The organism is Pseudomonas oryzihabitans, from assembly GCF_032027545.1.
Taxonomy (GTDB): domain Bacteria; phylum Pseudomonadota; class Gammaproteobacteria; order Pseudomonadales; family Pseudomonadaceae; genus Chryseomonas; species Chryseomonas oryzihabitans_F.
Genome location: NZ_JAVSJB010000007.1, coordinates 66,545 through 80,447, shown reverse-complemented (window position 1 = coordinate 80,447; position 13,903 = coordinate 66,545). Strand labels below are relative to the sequence as shown.

At 63.8% G+C, this 13,903-nt stretch carries 13 protein-coding genes and 6 tRNA genes; 6 read left to right on the top strand and 13 right to left on the bottom strand.

Translation table 11 applies throughout. The features are described 5' to 3' along the window. Window positions 1-2 precede the first annotated feature (2 nt). On the top strand, window positions 3-1,001 hold the full coding sequence (locus RND78_RS13870) for a sulfate ABC transporter substrate-binding protein (protein ID WP_312729518.1): 999 nt from the start codon (window positions 3-5) through the stop codon (window positions 999-1,001). Between the two features lie 90 nt (window positions 1,002-1,091). Here the strand turns inward: RND78_RS13870 and RND78_RS13865 are convergent. From RND78_RS13865 to RND78_RS13840, 6 genes are all read right to left on the bottom strand, one after another. After that, a tRNA-Gly gene (locus RND78_RS13865) sits at window positions 1,092-1,167 on the bottom strand. A gap of 4 nt (window positions 1,168-1,171) precedes the next feature. Continuing rightward, window positions 1,172-1,247: transfer RNA gene (locus RND78_RS13860), tRNA-Glu, on the bottom strand. 64 nt (window positions 1,248-1,311) lie between these two features. Further along, window positions 1,312-1,387: transfer RNA gene (locus RND78_RS13855), tRNA-Gly, on the bottom strand. A gap of 5 nt (window positions 1,388-1,392) precedes the next feature. Next, window positions 1,393-1,468: transfer RNA gene (locus tag RND78_RS13850), tRNA-Glu, on the bottom strand. Window positions 1,469-1,532: 64 nt separating this feature from the next. Continuing rightward, window positions 1,533-1,608, bottom strand: a tRNA-Gly gene (locus RND78_RS13845). A gap of 6 nt (window positions 1,609-1,614) precedes the next feature. Beyond that, a tRNA-Glu gene (locus tag RND78_RS13840) sits at window positions 1,615-1,690 on the bottom strand. Between the two features lie 171 nt (window positions 1,691-1,861). On the opposite strand from RND78_RS13840, the gene RND78_RS13835 reads away from it, so the two are divergent. Next, window positions 1,862-2,629 (top strand): hypothetical protein, encoded by a 768-nt coding sequence (locus RND78_RS13835; RefSeq protein WP_312729516.1) that lies wholly within the window; start codon window positions 1,862-1,864, stop codon window positions 2,627-2,629. A 27-nt stretch (window positions 2,630-2,656) separates the two neighbouring features. Here the strand turns inward: RND78_RS13835 and RND78_RS13830 are convergent, their stop codons facing one another. The 4 genes from RND78_RS13830 to msrB form a co-directional block, all read right to left on the bottom strand. Then, window positions 2,657-3,145, bottom strand: a complete 489-nt coding sequence (locus RND78_RS13830; RefSeq protein WP_312729514.1) for a GAF domain-containing protein — start codon at window positions 3,143-3,145, stop codon at window positions 2,657-2,659. Beyond that, window positions 3,142-4,029 carry an ATP-binding protein gene (locus RND78_RS13825; protein ID WP_312729513.1) on the bottom strand — a complete coding sequence of 296 codons (888 nt, stop codon included), beginning with the start codon at window positions 4,027-4,029 and terminating at the stop codon, window positions 3,142-3,144. The genes RND78_RS13830 and RND78_RS13825 overlap by 4 nt, the downstream gene beginning before the upstream one ends. A gap of 101 nt (window positions 4,030-4,130) precedes the next feature. After that, window positions 4,131-4,616 carry a glutathione peroxidase gene (locus RND78_RS13820; protein WP_312729511.1) on the bottom strand — a complete coding sequence of 162 codons (486 nt, stop codon included), beginning with the start codon at window positions 4,614-4,616 and terminating at the stop codon, window positions 4,131-4,133. Beyond that, complete coding sequence (msrB, locus tag RND78_RS13815) at window positions 4,613-5,014, bottom strand: peptide-methionine (R)-S-oxide reductase MsrB (protein ID WP_312729509.1); 402 nt, start codon at window positions 5,012-5,014, stop codon at window positions 4,613-4,615. The genes RND78_RS13820 and msrB overlap by 4 nt, the downstream gene beginning before the upstream one ends. Before the next feature lie 155 nt (window positions 5,015-5,169). Here msrB and RND78_RS13810 point away from each other — a divergent pair, with 155 nt between their 5' ends. Beyond that, complete coding sequence (locus tag RND78_RS13810) at window positions 5,170-6,381, top strand: pyridoxal phosphate-dependent aminotransferase (RefSeq protein WP_058762840.1); 1,212 nt, start codon at window positions 5,170-5,172, stop codon at window positions 6,379-6,381. A gap of 194 nt (window positions 6,382-6,575) precedes the next feature. Continuing rightward, a complete protein-coding gene (htpX, locus tag RND78_RS13805; protein ID WP_059232402.1) occupies window positions 6,576-7,454 on the top strand; it encodes a protease HtpX in 879 nt (292 codons plus the stop codon). 42 nt (window positions 7,455-7,496) lie between these two features. On the opposite strand, the gene RND78_RS13800 is transcribed toward htpX, so the two are convergent. Both RND78_RS13800 and RND78_RS13795 read right to left on the bottom strand, forming a co-directional pair. Beyond that, window positions 7,497-8,672 (bottom strand): vWA domain-containing protein, encoded by a 1,176-nt coding sequence (locus RND78_RS13800; RefSeq protein ID WP_312729505.1) that lies wholly within the window; start codon window positions 8,670-8,672, stop codon window positions 7,497-7,499. 8 nt (window positions 8,673-8,680) lie between these two features. Then, on the bottom strand, window positions 8,681-9,514 hold the full coding sequence (locus RND78_RS13795; protein ID WP_312729504.1) for a MoxR family ATPase: 834 nt from the start codon (window positions 9,512-9,514) through the stop codon (window positions 8,681-8,683). A gap of 111 nt (window positions 9,515-9,625) precedes the next feature. On the opposite strand from RND78_RS13795, the gene cysK reads away from it, so the two are divergent. Both cysK and RND78_RS13785 read left to right on the top strand, forming a co-directional pair. Further along, window positions 9,626-10,600 (top strand): cysteine synthase A, encoded by a 975-nt coding sequence (gene cysK, locus RND78_RS13790; protein ID WP_312729503.1) that lies wholly within the window; start codon window positions 9,626-9,628, stop codon window positions 10,598-10,600. A 93-nt stretch (window positions 10,601-10,693) separates the two neighbouring features. Then, complete coding sequence (locus RND78_RS13785) at window positions 10,694-11,977, top strand: FAD-binding oxidoreductase (protein ID WP_312729502.1); 1,284 nt, start codon at window positions 10,694-10,696, stop codon at window positions 11,975-11,977. A 42-nt stretch (window positions 11,978-12,019) separates the two neighbouring features. Here RND78_RS13785 and RND78_RS13780 read toward each other — a convergent pair whose 3' ends face one another. After that, complete coding sequence (locus tag RND78_RS13780; RefSeq protein ID WP_312729501.1) at window positions 12,020-13,879, bottom strand: SurA N-terminal domain-containing protein; 1,860 nt, start codon at window positions 13,877-13,879, stop codon at window positions 12,020-12,022. Window positions 13,880-13,903 lie beyond the last annotated feature (24 nt).

Sequence of the window (13,903 nt, the reverse complement as noted above, 5' to 3'; positions counted from 1 at the left end):
CCATGAAGAGACTTCGCCTCACCCTGCTCGCGGCAGCCCTGACCGCCAGCGTCCAGGTCCTGGCCGCCCAGCCGCCACTGCTCAACGTCTCCTACGACGTGATGCGCGACTTCTACAAGGACTACAACCCTGCCTTCCAGGCCCACTGGAAGGCCGAGCATGGGGAAGCTCCCGTTATCCAGATGTCCCACGGCGGTTCCAGCAAACAGGCCCGCTCGGTCATCGACGGCCTGCAGGCCGATGTCATCACCATGAACCAGGCCACCGACATCCAGGCCCTGGCCGATCGCGGCCTGGTGCCCAAGGACTGGGAAAGCCGCCTGCCTGATCGCAGCGCGCCCTTCACCTCGGCCACGGTGCTGATCGTGCGCCAGGGCAATCCCAAGGGCATCCACGACTGGGCCGACCTGCTCAAGGACGGCGTCCAGGTGATCGTGCCCAATCCCAAGACCTCTGGGAACGGCCGCTACACCTATCTCTCCGCCTGGACCTACGCCCTGCGCCAGCCGGGTGGTGATGAGCAGAAGGCCCGCAGCTTCGTCGCCGACCTGTTCAAGCACGTACCCATCCTCGACACCGGTGGCCGCGCCGCCACCACTACCTTCATGAAGAACCAGCAGGGCGATGTCCTGGTGACCTTCGAGAACGAAGCCGAGATGATCGCGCGGGAATTCGGCCGTGGTGGCTTCGAGGTGGTCTATCCCAGCATCTCGGTGCAGGCCGAGCCGCCGGTGAGCGTGGTGGACAGCGTCGTCGACAAGAAAGGCACCCGCGCCGAGGCCGAGGAATACCTCAAGTATCTCTGGTCCGACGAAGGCCAGAAGATCGCCGCGGACAACTTCCTGCGCCCGCGCAATGCGAAGGTGCTGGCGCAGTATGCCGATCGCTTCCCCAAGCTCGAACTCATCGACGCCCAGAAGGAATTCGGCCCCTGGAGCGGCATCCAGAAGACCCACTTCGCCGATGGCGGCGTCTTCGACCAGATCTACACGCCCCAGTGACAGACCCGCCCGGCCTCGCGCCGGGCATCCGCTCGCGGGCAAGAAAGCCGCACAAACGAAAACACCGCCCGTAGGCGGTGTTTCGATATTTGGAGCGGGAAACGAGACTCGAACTCGCGACCCCGACCTTGGCAAGGTCGTGCTCTACCAACTGAGCTATTCCCGCAATATGGCGTCCCCTAGGGGACTCGAACCCCTGTTACCGCCGTGAAAGGGCGGTGTCCTAGGCCACTAGACGAAGGGGACGAAACCTCTTTCCGCAAGGTCTTTCACCTCGCCTCCAACTGTCATCAAACAGGTGGATCATGTTTGGAGCGGGAAACGAGACTCGAACTCGCGACCCCGACCTTGGCAAGGTCGTGCTCTACCAACTGAGCTATTCCCGCAATTTTGGCGTCCCCTAGGGGACTCGAACCCCTGTTACCGCCGTGAAAGGGCGGTGTCCTAGGCCACTAGACGAAGGGGACGAAACCTCTTTCTGCAAGGCCTTTCACCTTGCGCCCACCTGCCAAGAGGCAGCTGGACTATATTTGGAGCGGGAAACGAGACTCGAACTCGCGACCCCGACCTTGGCAAGGTCGTGCTCTACCAACTGAGCTATTCCCGCAATTTTTGGCGTCCCCTAGGGGACTCGAACCCCTGTTACCGCCGTGAAAGGGCGGTGTCCTAGGCCACTAGACGAAGGGGACCAGGTAGAATCCCTCAGGATTCCGGCCTACCACTCGGCTGACGCTTGCCGCCGTTGGGAGTGCGCGCATTCTAGGGAGCCTTACCCTAGGCGTCAATAGCTGATTAAATACTTTTCAAATCAACGACTTCGCTCGCGCGACAAAAGGCGGGCAAGCACCATGGAGAAGGGCATGTCCTCAACGATGATTGCAGCGGTAGTAGGGCTCGGGGTGCTGTTGATCATCATGATCGCCTTCGTCAACCAGAAGCTGGAAGCCGGTCGCCTGGAGAAGCAGCGCCTGGTCGCCGACCTGACCGACCGCATCAAGCGCTGCGCCCAGCTGTCCGCCAGCCTGCCCGGCCAGTTGATGACCCCGCCCCTCAAGCAGCTGTTCAACCACATCGAACTCGGCCTGATCGCTCGGCTCGCCGCCCTGCAGCCACCGTCGGCCGGCCTGGCCTCGCGCAAGACGGAACTGGACGAAGCTATCGCCAAGGGCGATGGCATCGAAGTGACCAACGTCGCGCGACCGGTGCACACCGAAGCCCGAGTCAAGGAAGTGCGCGGCTATATCGAAATGCTGCACGCCTTGGTGGCCCATGCCAACCAGATCGGCATTCTCGACGGCCAGGAAGCCCAGCGCTGGGTGGGCGAAATGCGCTATCTGCTGACGGTGAGCTACGTGGAATTCTTCCGCTACCAGGCCGACCAGCAGATCAAGAGCGAGCACTTCATCCAGGCGCGCCAGGCCTACGAACGCGCCATCATGCAGATTCGCAAGCAACAGCAACCCGAACGCTACACCGAGATGCTGGCCTACTTGGAAGAGCAGATCGCCCTGGTGAAACGCCAGCAGAGCGAGCTGGCCGAACAGGCCAGCGGCAGCGCCAACGAGCTGTCGGACAGCGTGGATACGCTCAAGGACGACAGCTGGCGCAAGAAGAACGACTACGAATGAGGGCGTCCCTGCCCTGCTCTTTCACCCTCAGCAGTCGGTAGCGACCAGGAAGACCGCCACCAGCCGCTGGATACCCGCCTGATCCGCCGCGCTGAAACGCGCCGGATGGGGGCTGTCCAGATCCAGCACGCCGATCAGGCGATCGTCCTTGACCAGCGGTACCACCAGTTCGCTGCGCGAGGCGGCGTCGCAGGCGATATGCCCGGGAAAGGCATGTACGTCCTCGACGCGCTGGGTCCGTCGCTCCCGCGCGGCAGCGCCACAGACGCCCTTGCTGAAGGGAATGCGCATGCAGGCGACCTTGCCCTGGAAAGGCCCCAGCAGCAGTTGGCCCTGGCCATCGACGAAATAGAAGCCGGCCCAGTTGAGATCGGGGATCTCCTGGAAGATGAAGGCCGACAGCTGGGCGGCGTTGGCCACTAGGTTGCGCTCGCCGGCCAGCAGGGCTTCGACTTGCGCCGCCAGCATTGCATAGCCTTCCAGCCCGGCGCCGACGCCCGAGAGTTCTACCGTCATGCTTGCTCCAATAGCTTGAGCCCGATCCACTGCCGGGCGAATTGATAGGCACAGCGACCGTTGCGGTTGCCGCGTCCGGACGCCCAGCGGATCGCCTCGCGGTCGGCATCCTCCGACCACTCCAGGGCGAGCCCGGACTTGCCGGCCAGGGTCGTGCACCAGTGGCGGACCACGGCGAGGTAGTGCTCCTGGGTGAAGGGATAAAAGGATAGCCACAGGCCGAAGCGATCCGACAGCGCGATCTTGTCCTCGGCCGCCTCGCTCGGGTGCAGCTCGCCGTCGACATGTTCCCAGTTGGCATTGTCGCTCTGCCGCTCGGCCACTAGGTGCCGGCGGTTGGACGTGGCGTAGAGCACCACGTTGTCCGGCGCCTGCTCCAGAGAGCCGTCGAGCACGCTCTTGAGTACCCGGTAGTCGTCGCTGCCGGCGTCGAAGGACAGGTCATCACAGAACAGGACGAAGCGCTGCGATTGCCCGGCGATCTGCTCCACGACTCGCGGCAGATCGGCGAGATCGTCGCGCTCGATCTCGATCAGGCGCAGGCCTAGGCCGGCATATTCCGCCAGCAGCGCCCGGATCAGCGACGACTTGCCGGTCCCGCGGGCACCCCATAGCAAGGTGTGGTTCGCCGGCAAGCCGGCAACGAACTGGCGGGTGTTGCGGGAGAGCTGGTCGCGCTGCCGATCGATACCGAGCAGATCGGTCAGGCGCAACTCGAGATTGACCTCGAGCGGCTGCAGGTAACCACCATGCCCCTCACGCCGCCAGCGCGCCGCATAGCAATGCTGCCAATCCAGGGGCTCACGGCGATGCGGCAGCAGTGGCTCGAGGCGTTCGAGCACCTGCCGCGCCTGGAGGAGAAAGGCTTCTAGAGAAGAACTCACGGGAATGATCCTTGACGACTAGGTTGAAGGTGCAGGCAATCGGCCAGCCCACTCCGGACACTATTGTATGACTTTCCAGCATGCATCTCGCCCTTCGCGACCTAGCGCGCCAGCAGGCGCTGGACGTGTCGCTCCAGCCTTTCGGGCTTGGTGATGGGCGCGAAGCGTTTTATCCGCCCACGCTCGGGATCGATCAGGAATTTGGTGAAGTTCCAGCGAATGGGACGACCCAGCAGCCCGGGCGCCGCACGTTTCAGCGCGGTGAACAACGGGTGGGCGGCATCGCCATTGACGTCGAGCTTGGCCATCACCGGGAAGCTGACGCCGAAACGGGTGACGCAGAATGTCTGGATCTGGGCGTCCGCTTCCGGTTCCTGGGCACCGAACTGATTGCAGGGAAAGACGATCACCCGCAGGCCCTGTTCACGGTAGCGCTGCTGCAGTTCTTCGAGCCCGGCGTACTGTTCGGTGAAACCACAGCGGCTGGCGGTATTGACCACCAGGTAGGCCCGAGCCGGCCAGTCGGCCAGCCGCGCGGCCTGGCCATCGGCCATGCGAAAGGGAATCTGCAGGATCTCCGGGGTCACGCGGACTCCCTGGGCTCGAGGTCGAGGGCGACCGAGTTGATGCAGTAGCGCAGTCCGGTCGGCGGCGGACCGTCGGGGAAGACGTGCCCCAGATGCGCATCGCAACGAGCGCACAGCACCTCGATGCGGTGCATGCCGTGGCTGAAGTCTTCCTTCTCCTGCACGGCGTCGGGGGCGATGGGTGCGTAGTAGCTCGGCCAGCCGCAGCCGGAATCGAATTTGCTGCCGGAATCGAACAAGGCGAGCTCGCAGCAGGCGCAGCGATAGACGCCAGGCGTCTTGGTGGCGCAATAGGCACCGGTGTAGGGCGCCTCGGTCGCGGCCAGTCGACAGACACGAAACTGATCGCCGGTCAGGCGCTCGCGCCAGTCTTCCGGGCTACGCTGTACTTTTTCCATGATGACCTCGCTGGATGTCGGCGCATCTTTTGTATCGGGCGATGCAGCCGTATGATTCCCGCTCAGTCTGGCATCCGCCCCCGGATGCTGCCAAGCGCCGGTCGGCGTCCGCCTCCATCCCGTCTTTCTCGCCCTTTTTTAGGATTCAGTCCACCATGCAGGTCTCCAAGTCGAACAAGCTCGCCAATGTCTGCTACGACATCCGCGGCCCGGTCCTCAAGCATGCCAAGCGCCTCGAGGAAGAAGGCCACCGCATCCTGAAGCTCAACATCGGCAATCCGGCGCCCTTCGGTTTCGAGGCACCCGAGGAGATCCTGCAGGACGTCATCCGCAACCTGCCCACCGCTCAGGGCTACAGTGACTCCAAGGGCCTGTTCAGCGCACGCAAGGCGGTCATGCAGTACTGCCAGCAGAAGCGCATCGAGGGTGTCGGCATCGAAGACATCTACCTCGGCAACGGCGTCTCCGAGTTGATCGTGATGGCCATGCAGGCCCTGCTCAACAACAACGACGAGGTGCTGATCCCGGCGCCCGACTATCCGCTGTGGACCGCCGCGGTCAGCCTGGCCGGTGGCAAGCCGGTGCACTACCTGTGCGACGAGCAGGCCGGCTGGTTCCCGGACCTGGCCGACATGGAAGCCAAGATCACCAGCAATACCAAGGCGCTGGTGCTGATCAACCCCAACAATCCCACCGGCGCGGTCTATTCCAAGGAAGTCCTGGAAGGCATCGTCGAACTGGCGCGGCGGCACAACCTGGTGCTGTTCTCGGACGAGATCTACGACAAGATCCTCTACGATGAAGCCGTGCACATCTCCACCGCCTCCCTGGCGCCGGACGTGCTCTGCCTGACCTTCAACGGTCTGTCCAAGTCCTATCGGGTCGCTGGCTTCCGCTCCGGCTGGCTGATCGTCTCGGGCCCCAAGCACCGCGCCCAAAGCTATATCGAAGGCCTGGACATCCTCGCCAATATGCGGCTGTGCGCCAACGTGCCTAGCCAGCATGCGATCCAGACCGCCCTGGGCGGCTACCAGAGCATCAACGACCTGGTCCTGCCGAACGGCCGCCTGCTGGAACAACGCAACCGCGCCTGGAAGCTGCTCAACGACATTCCGGGGGTCAGCTGCGTGAAGCCAATGGGCGCGCTCTATGCCTTCCCGCGCATCGACCCGAAAGTCTGCCCCATTCATAACGACGAGAAGTTCGCCCTCGACCTGCTGCTGTCGGAAAAGCTGCTGATCGTTCAGGGCACCGCCTTCAACTGGCCCTGGACCGACCATTTCCGCGTGGTCACCCTGCCCCGCGTCGACGATCTGGAACAGGCCATTGGCCGCATCGGCAACTTCCTCGGTGGCTATTCCCAGTAGCGAGCAAAGCATTTCCGCGTCTTTCACCGGTTGGCGCCTGCCAGGGCGTCAACCGGCACTGGCGCTCGTCCCCGGACCAGGCACGCGTTACCGAGCCCATAGACGACACAGTTTGCAATAGAGCAAACGTTGAATGGATCGGAGCCGAACCTTATATAGCCGGCAGATAAACCTGTGAGGAGCTATACCCCACCATGATGCGCATTCTGTTATTTCTGGCTACCAACCTGGCGGTGCTGATCGTTGCCAGCATCACCTTGAAGGTGCTTGGCGTGGATCGCTACACCGGTCAGAACTATGGCAGTCTGCTGGTGTTCTGTGCCGTGTTCGGTTTCGCCGGCTCGCTGGTCTCGCTGTTCATCTCCAAGTGGATGGCGAAGATGAGCACCCGCACCGAAGTCATCAGCCAACCTCGTACCCGTCACGAGCAGTGGCTGCTGCAGACGGTCGAGGAGCTGTCCCGCGAAGCCGGTATCAAGACGCCGGAAGTCGGTATCTTCCCGGCCTACGAGGCCAACGCCTTCGCCACCGGCTGGAATCGTAACGACGCCCTCGTCGCGGTCAGCCAGGGCCTGCTGGAGCGTTTCTCGCCCGACGAAGTACGAGCGGTACTGGCCCACGAGATCGGTCACGTCGCCAACGGCGACATGGTGACGCTGGCACTGATCCAGGGCGTGGTGAACACCTTCGTGATGTTCTTCGCGCGAATCTTCGGCAACTTCGTCGACAAGGCCATCTTCAAGAACGAGGAGGGCCACGGTATCGCCTACTTCGTGACCACCATCGTCGCCGAGCTGGTGCTGGGCATCCTGGCGAGCATCATCGTCATGTGGTTCTCGCGCAAACGCGAATTCCGCGCCGACGAAGCCGGTGCCCGCCTGGCTGGCCCCAACGCCATGATCGGTGCCCTGCAGCGCCTGCGCGCCGAACAGGGTATTCCGGTGCAGATGCCCGACACCCTGAATGCCTTCGGCATCAACGGTTCGCTGAAGAACGGCCTGGCCGGTCTGCTGATGAGCCACCCGCCGCTGGAAGACCGTATCGAAGCCCTGCGCCGCTACGGCCAGCGCTAAGCACGACCGCCAATGAAAAACCCCGGCCTCGGCCGGGGTTTTTCATTGGCGGGTCAACGCCCGGATGGCCTCAGCCAATCCTTCTCCGGTCAGGGGGAACATCCGCTGCGCCATCAGCTCGCGCAGCAGGCCGATGGAGGTACTGAAGTCCCAGCCGTCGCTTGGATAGGGATTGAGCCAGGCCGCACGGGGAAAGTGCTGGCACAGCCGCTGAATCCAGAGCGCGCCAGGCTCTTCGTTCCAATGTTCGACGCTACCGCCGGGATGGGTGATCTCGTAGGGTCCCATGCTGGCATCGCCGACGATCACCAGGCGATAGTCCGCTCCGTAGCGACGCAACAACTCGGCGGTCGGCAGACCCTCTTCGTGACGCCGCGCATTGTCCCGCCAGACCCGCTCGTAGACGCAGTTGTGGAAGTAGTAGTACTCCAGGTGGCGGAATTCGAGGCGACAGGCACTGAAGAGTTCGCTGCAGAGGCGTACGTGGATATCCATGGAACCGCCCACGTCGAACAGTAACAGCACCTTGGTCGCGTTGTGCCGCTCCGGGCGATAGCGGACGTCCAGCAAACCGCCCTCCTTAGCCGTGGCGGCCACCGTGGCATCCAGGTCGAATTCGGCCGCGGCGCCCTGCCGGGCGAAGCGCCGCAGTCGGCGCAAGGCCAGCTGCAGATTACGCCGGTCCAGGGGCGCACGATCATCCAGGTTGCGATAGTCTCGTTGCTCCCACACCTTGGCCGCCTGCCCCTGGCGAATACCGGCCTCGCCGATGCGCACGCCGAACGGGTTGTAGCCCCCGCTGCCAAAGGGACTGGTGCCCCCCGTGCCGACCCACTTGTTGCCGCCGGCATGTCGTTCACGCTGCTCCGCGAGGCGCTGCTGCAAGGTCTTGAGCAACTCATCCAAGCCACCCAATGCCTGCAGCCGCTGGCGATCCTCATCGGACAGCAGCCGCTGAAGCTCCAGCCTGAGCCAGTCCGCAGGAATCCCCTTCGTATCCGACGAGCGCTCGGCTCTGGCCATCTCACCGGCAAAGACCTGGTCGAAACGGTCGAAGAAGCGCTCGTCCTTGACCAACAGGGTCCGCGCCAACAGATAGAAAGCCTCGGGATCGAGTACCGCGATACCGGCGTCCAGGGCGGCATGCAGGTCCAGCAGTTCGCCGATGGACACCGGGATGTCGGCCGCTCTCAGGCGGGTAAAGAAGTCGAGGAACATGCCGATCCTCAGCTGCGGCGGCGACGCATGAAAACCTGGCGTTCGAGCAGTTGCAGGTCCTGCTCGTTCTTCAGCAGGGCCCCTGCCAGGGGCGGCAGGCTACCTTCGCCCTGCAGGGCCGCCTGGGCGGTTTCGTCCCCCAGCAACAATGCCAGCCAGTCCACCAGCTCGGAGGTAGATGGCTTCTTCTTCAGTCCAGGCACGCTACGCAGGTCGTAGAACAGATCCAGCGCCTCCTTCACCAGGCGCCCCTGCAGATCCGGGTAATGGACCTGGACGATCCGCTCCAGGGTTTCGCGCTCGGGAAAGCGGATGAAATGAAAGAAGCAGCGGCGCAGGAAGGCGTCCGGCAGCTCCTTCTCGTTGTTCGAGGTGATGATGATGATCGGCCGCCGCTGGGCACGAATGGTCTCGCCGGTCTCGTAGACGTGGAATTCCATGCGATCCAGTTCGAGCAGCAGGTCGTTGGGAAACTCGATGTCGGCCTTGTCGATCTCGTCGATCAGCAGGACCACCCTGTCCTCCGCAGTGAAGGCGTCCCACAGTTTCCCCGGCTTGATGTAGTGGGCGATGTCCTGCACCCGCGGGTCACCCAGCTGGGAGTCGCGCAGACGACTCACCGCATCGTATTCGTAGAGTCCCTGCTGCGCCTTGGTGGTGGACTTGACGTGCCAGGTGATCAGCCGCCCATCCAGGCTGTACGCCACCTGCTCGGCGAGCAGGGTCTTGCCGGTGCCCGGCTCGCCCTTCACCAGCAATGGACGCCCGAGCTGGACGGCCGCATTGACCGCCAGACTGAGCTCGGTGGTGGCTACGTAACGGTCGGTACCCTGAAAAGCCATCGTCGATCCTCATCGCCCTCTTTCGCCTGACGATAGCATGCCGCGCCCAGGCTGGACGTCATCCGGCGCAAGGCCTAGGCTGCGAGCTTTCTGCGCCCGACAGGATTCGCCATGAGCCGCATCTTCGCTGACAACGCCCAGTCCATCGGCAATACGCCGCTGGTCTACATCAATCGCCTCGGACCCAAGGGGGTCACCCTGCTCGCCAAGATCGAGGGACGCAACCCGGGCTATTCGGTCAAGTGCCGCATCGGCGCGAACCTGATCTGGGATGCCGAAGCCAAGGGGCTGCTCAAGCCTGGCATGAGCCTGGTGGAGCCGACCTCTGGCAATACCGGCATCGGCCTGGCCTATGTCGCCGCCGCTCGCGGCTATCGCCTGGTGTTGACCATGCCCGCCTCCATGAGCCTGGAACGCCGCAAGGTGCTCAAGGCCCTGGGTGCGGAGCTGGTCCTCACCGAACCGGCCAAGGGCATGAAGGGCGCCATCGAGAAGGCCCGGGAGATCGCCGAGAGCGAACCGGGCCGTTACTTCATGCCGCAGCAATTCGATAATCCGGCCAATCCGGCTATCCATGAGAAGACCACCGGTCCCGAGATCTGGAACGATACCGACGGTGCCATCGATGTCCTGGTGGCCGGCGTGGGCACCGGCGGCACCCTCACGGGCATCTCGCGCTTCATCAAGAACACCAAGGGCAAGCCCATTCTCTCGGTGGCGGTGGAGCCGGAGACCTCCCCGGTCATCAGCCAGACCCTGGCCGGCGAAGAGGTGAAACCCAGCCCGCACAAGATCCAGGGCATAGGGGCAGGCTTCGTCCCGCGCAATCTGGACCTCGCCATGGTCGACCGCGTCGAACAGGTCAGCGATGACCAGGCCAAGCTGATGGCCCAGCGCCTGATGCGCGAGGAAGGCATCCTCTGCGGCATCTCCTGCGGTGCCGCCATGGCCGCCGCGGTACGGCTGGCCGAGGCGCCGGAGATGCAGGGCAAGACCATCGTGGTCATCCTGCCGGACTCCGGCGAGCGCTACCTATCCACCATGCTGTTCGACGGCCTGTTCGAGGAACAGGAGCTGGTTCAGTAACGCCCGCCAGCGTGCCGGTTGGGGCTATAGCCGCCACTCGGCACAACGGCTACCATCCCTCGGTTGTCCAGAATTTTCAACGGAGGGAACAAGATGTCGAACACCTGCTATCCGGCGTCCTACTACGCGGCCAGCGCCCATCTCGGGCCCGACCGCCCTTCCCTTCAAGGCAGTCTCAGCACCGATGTCTGCGTCATCGGCGGCGGCTACACGGGGCTGTCGACCGCACTGCATCTGCGGGAGAAAGGCTATGACGTCGTTCTGCTCGAGGCCCAGCGCATCGGCTTCGGCGCCTCGGGTCGCAACGGCGGCCAGATCGTCAACAGCTATAGCCGCGACCTGGACACCGTGGAAAAGAGCGTCGACGCCTCCGCTGCCCAGTTGCTCGGGCGCATGGCCTTCGAAGGCGGCGCCATCATCCGTGAGCGGGTGCAACGCTATGGGATCGATTGCGACCTGAAGGATGGCGGCATCTTCGCCGCCCTGAACGACCGGCAGATGGGTCACCTGGAGGCTCAGCAGCGGCTCTGGCAGCGCTATGGCTACGATCGCCTCCAACTGCTCGATCGTGATGCCCTCCAGGAATGCGTGGCCTCTGAGCGTTATGTCGGGGGCATGCTGGATCTTGGCGGCGGCCACCTTCATCCGCTCAATCTCGCGCTCGGCGAAGCGGCGGCCTTCGAGTCCCTGGGCGGCATCATCCATGAGCACTCCCCCGCGACGCGCATCGACCAGGGTGAACAACCCGTGGTGCACACGCCCCAGGGCCGCGTGACGGCGCGTTTCGTGGTAGTGGCGGGCAATGCCTACCTGGGCAATCTCGTACCGGAACTGGCCGCCAAGTCCATGCCCTGCGGCACCCAGGTGCTGGCCACCGAGCCGCTGACCGAGGAGCAGGCGCGCAATCTCTTGCCGCAGGATTACTGTGTGGAGGACTGCAACTACCTGCTCGACTACTTCCGCCTCTCCGCCGATCGCCGGCTGATCTACGGCGGCGGCGTGGTCTACGGCGCACGCGATCCCGCCAACATCGAACGGCTGATCATGCCCAAGCTCGAACAGACCTTTCCGCAACTCAAGGGCATTCGTGCCGAGTACGCCTGGACCGGCAACTTCCTGCTCACCCTGTCGCGGCTACCGCAGATGGGCCGATTGGGCAGTAACGTCTACTACTCCCAGGGTTGCAGCGGCCATGGCGTGACCTTCACCCATGTCGCCGGCAAGGCCCTGGCGGAAGCCATCGCCGGCCAGGCGGAGCGCTTCGACGCCTTCGCCCAGCTGCCGCACTATCCCTTCCCGGGCGGCCAACTGCTGCGAGTGCCCTTCTCCGCCCTGGGCGCCTGGTACTACAGCCTCAGGGATCGCCTGGCGATCTGACCTCCAGCCATAAAAAAGCCCGGTTTCCCGGGCTTTCTTCTATCAGAGATGCTTGATCTCGGCCTTGGCATCCAGGGCTCGCCGGTAGGCCGCGAAATCGACCTGCCCGGCGCGTGACGCCAGGTAACGACGATACAGGGCCTTGTCCTCGGCGCTCAGGGCTTCCTTGGGTACGCCAACGCCCTGCAGGCGCAGCACCACGAAGTCGCCGTTCTGCAAACTGACACCGGCGTAGGACGGCTGCTTGCCGCTCTCCGGCTTGGCCATGCGGAACACCGCCTGGAGCACCTGGGGATCGATGCCGTCCTGATTGCGGGTGGCTGCCTCGACGGTACGCCAGTCGCCCGCCGGTGCCTTGCCGCCGTCGCGCAGGGTCTTGAGCTGCTTTTCACCGGTAGCCTTGGCCACGGCCGCAGCCTTCTCCTGGGTCAGGCGGGTGACGATCTCGCCCTTCACCTGATCCAGCGACTGTAGTTGCGGCGTGCGATGCTCCTTGTCGCGCAGCACCACCAGGGTTTCCGGATCGAGCTGCAAGGCAGCGCTATTGGCGCCATTACGCATGACGTCTTCACTGAAGGCCGCCTCGATCACCTGGCGGTTGGCAGTGATGCCTTCGCCACCCTCACGCCCGAAGGGCGCGCTGGTCTTGACCTGCAGGCCCTGTTCCTGGGCCGGCTGGCTCAGGTCGGAGGCCTCGTAGGCGGAGCTTTCCAGCTTGCGGCCCGCTTCGACGAAGAGTCGATCGGCGTCTTCGGCCTTGAGCTGTTGCTCCAGGCGCGGACGAACGCTCGCCAGGGTCGGAATCTCCGGGGCCTGTATGCCTTGCAGCTTGATCAGGTGCCAGCCGAAGCTGGTGCGCACTGGCGCGGACACCTGCTGCGGCGCCAGGGCGTAGAGGGCTTCCTCGAAGGCCGGATCGTAGACGCCACGACCGGCGAAACCCAGGTCGCCGCCATTGGCGGCCGAACCGGGGTCCTGGGAGAACTCCTTGGCGAGCTTGGCGAAGTCCTCGCCCTTGCTCAGGCGCTCCTGGATCTGCTGGATCTTGGCCTTGGCCTGGTCGTCGCTCTGCTTGTCGTTGACCTCGATGAGGATGTGCGCCGCATCGCGCTGCTCCGACAGGTTGGCGATCTCGGACTTGTAGGCGGCCTGCAGGCGACTCTCGTCGACCTTGGCCTTGGCCATGAAGGCGTCCTTCTTCAGCTCCACGTACTCGATGACCACCTGCTCGGGCGTCATGAAGTCGTTCTTGTGGCTGTCGTAGTAGGCCTGGATTTCCTCCTGGGTCGGTACGATGCCGTTGCTGGAGGCCTTGACCGTGCGCATGGCGAAGTCGCGAGTCTGGCGTTCGAGGGCGGCGAAAGCCTCGATGTCCGCATCGGTGACGAAGTTGCTGCCGACGATGCCGGCACGCAGCTGGCCGATCAGCATCTCGTCGCGCAGCAGGTCACGGAACTGCAGGCGCGTGTAGTTCATCTGGCGCACGGCCTGATCGAAACGCTGCGGATCGAAACGGCCCTCGGTCTGGAACTCGGGGGTGTTCAGGATCAGCTGATCCAGTGCCTGCTCGGAGAAGGCGAAGCGATCGGCCTTGGCGGCCTGCAGGATGAGCTGCTTGTCGATCAAGGCCTTGAGGGCGGATTCGCGCAGCAGGCGGTCATCCAGGGTGGACGGGTCGAAGCCCTGGCCCAGTTGCTGCTGCAGTTGGCGACGCTGCATCTCCACTGCCTGGGCGAGATCGGTCTGCTTGATCTCGTCGCCGTTGACCAGCGCCACGGCGCCCTGGTGGCCGGTCGCGCGGATGATCGCTTCGAAGCCGGTGAGTGCCATCAGCAAGATGATGAATCCGATGATGACTTTGGCAATCCATCCCTGAGAACGGTCCCTGATGTTTTGTAGCATGTTCCCCCCACGAGCTGTGGCCGG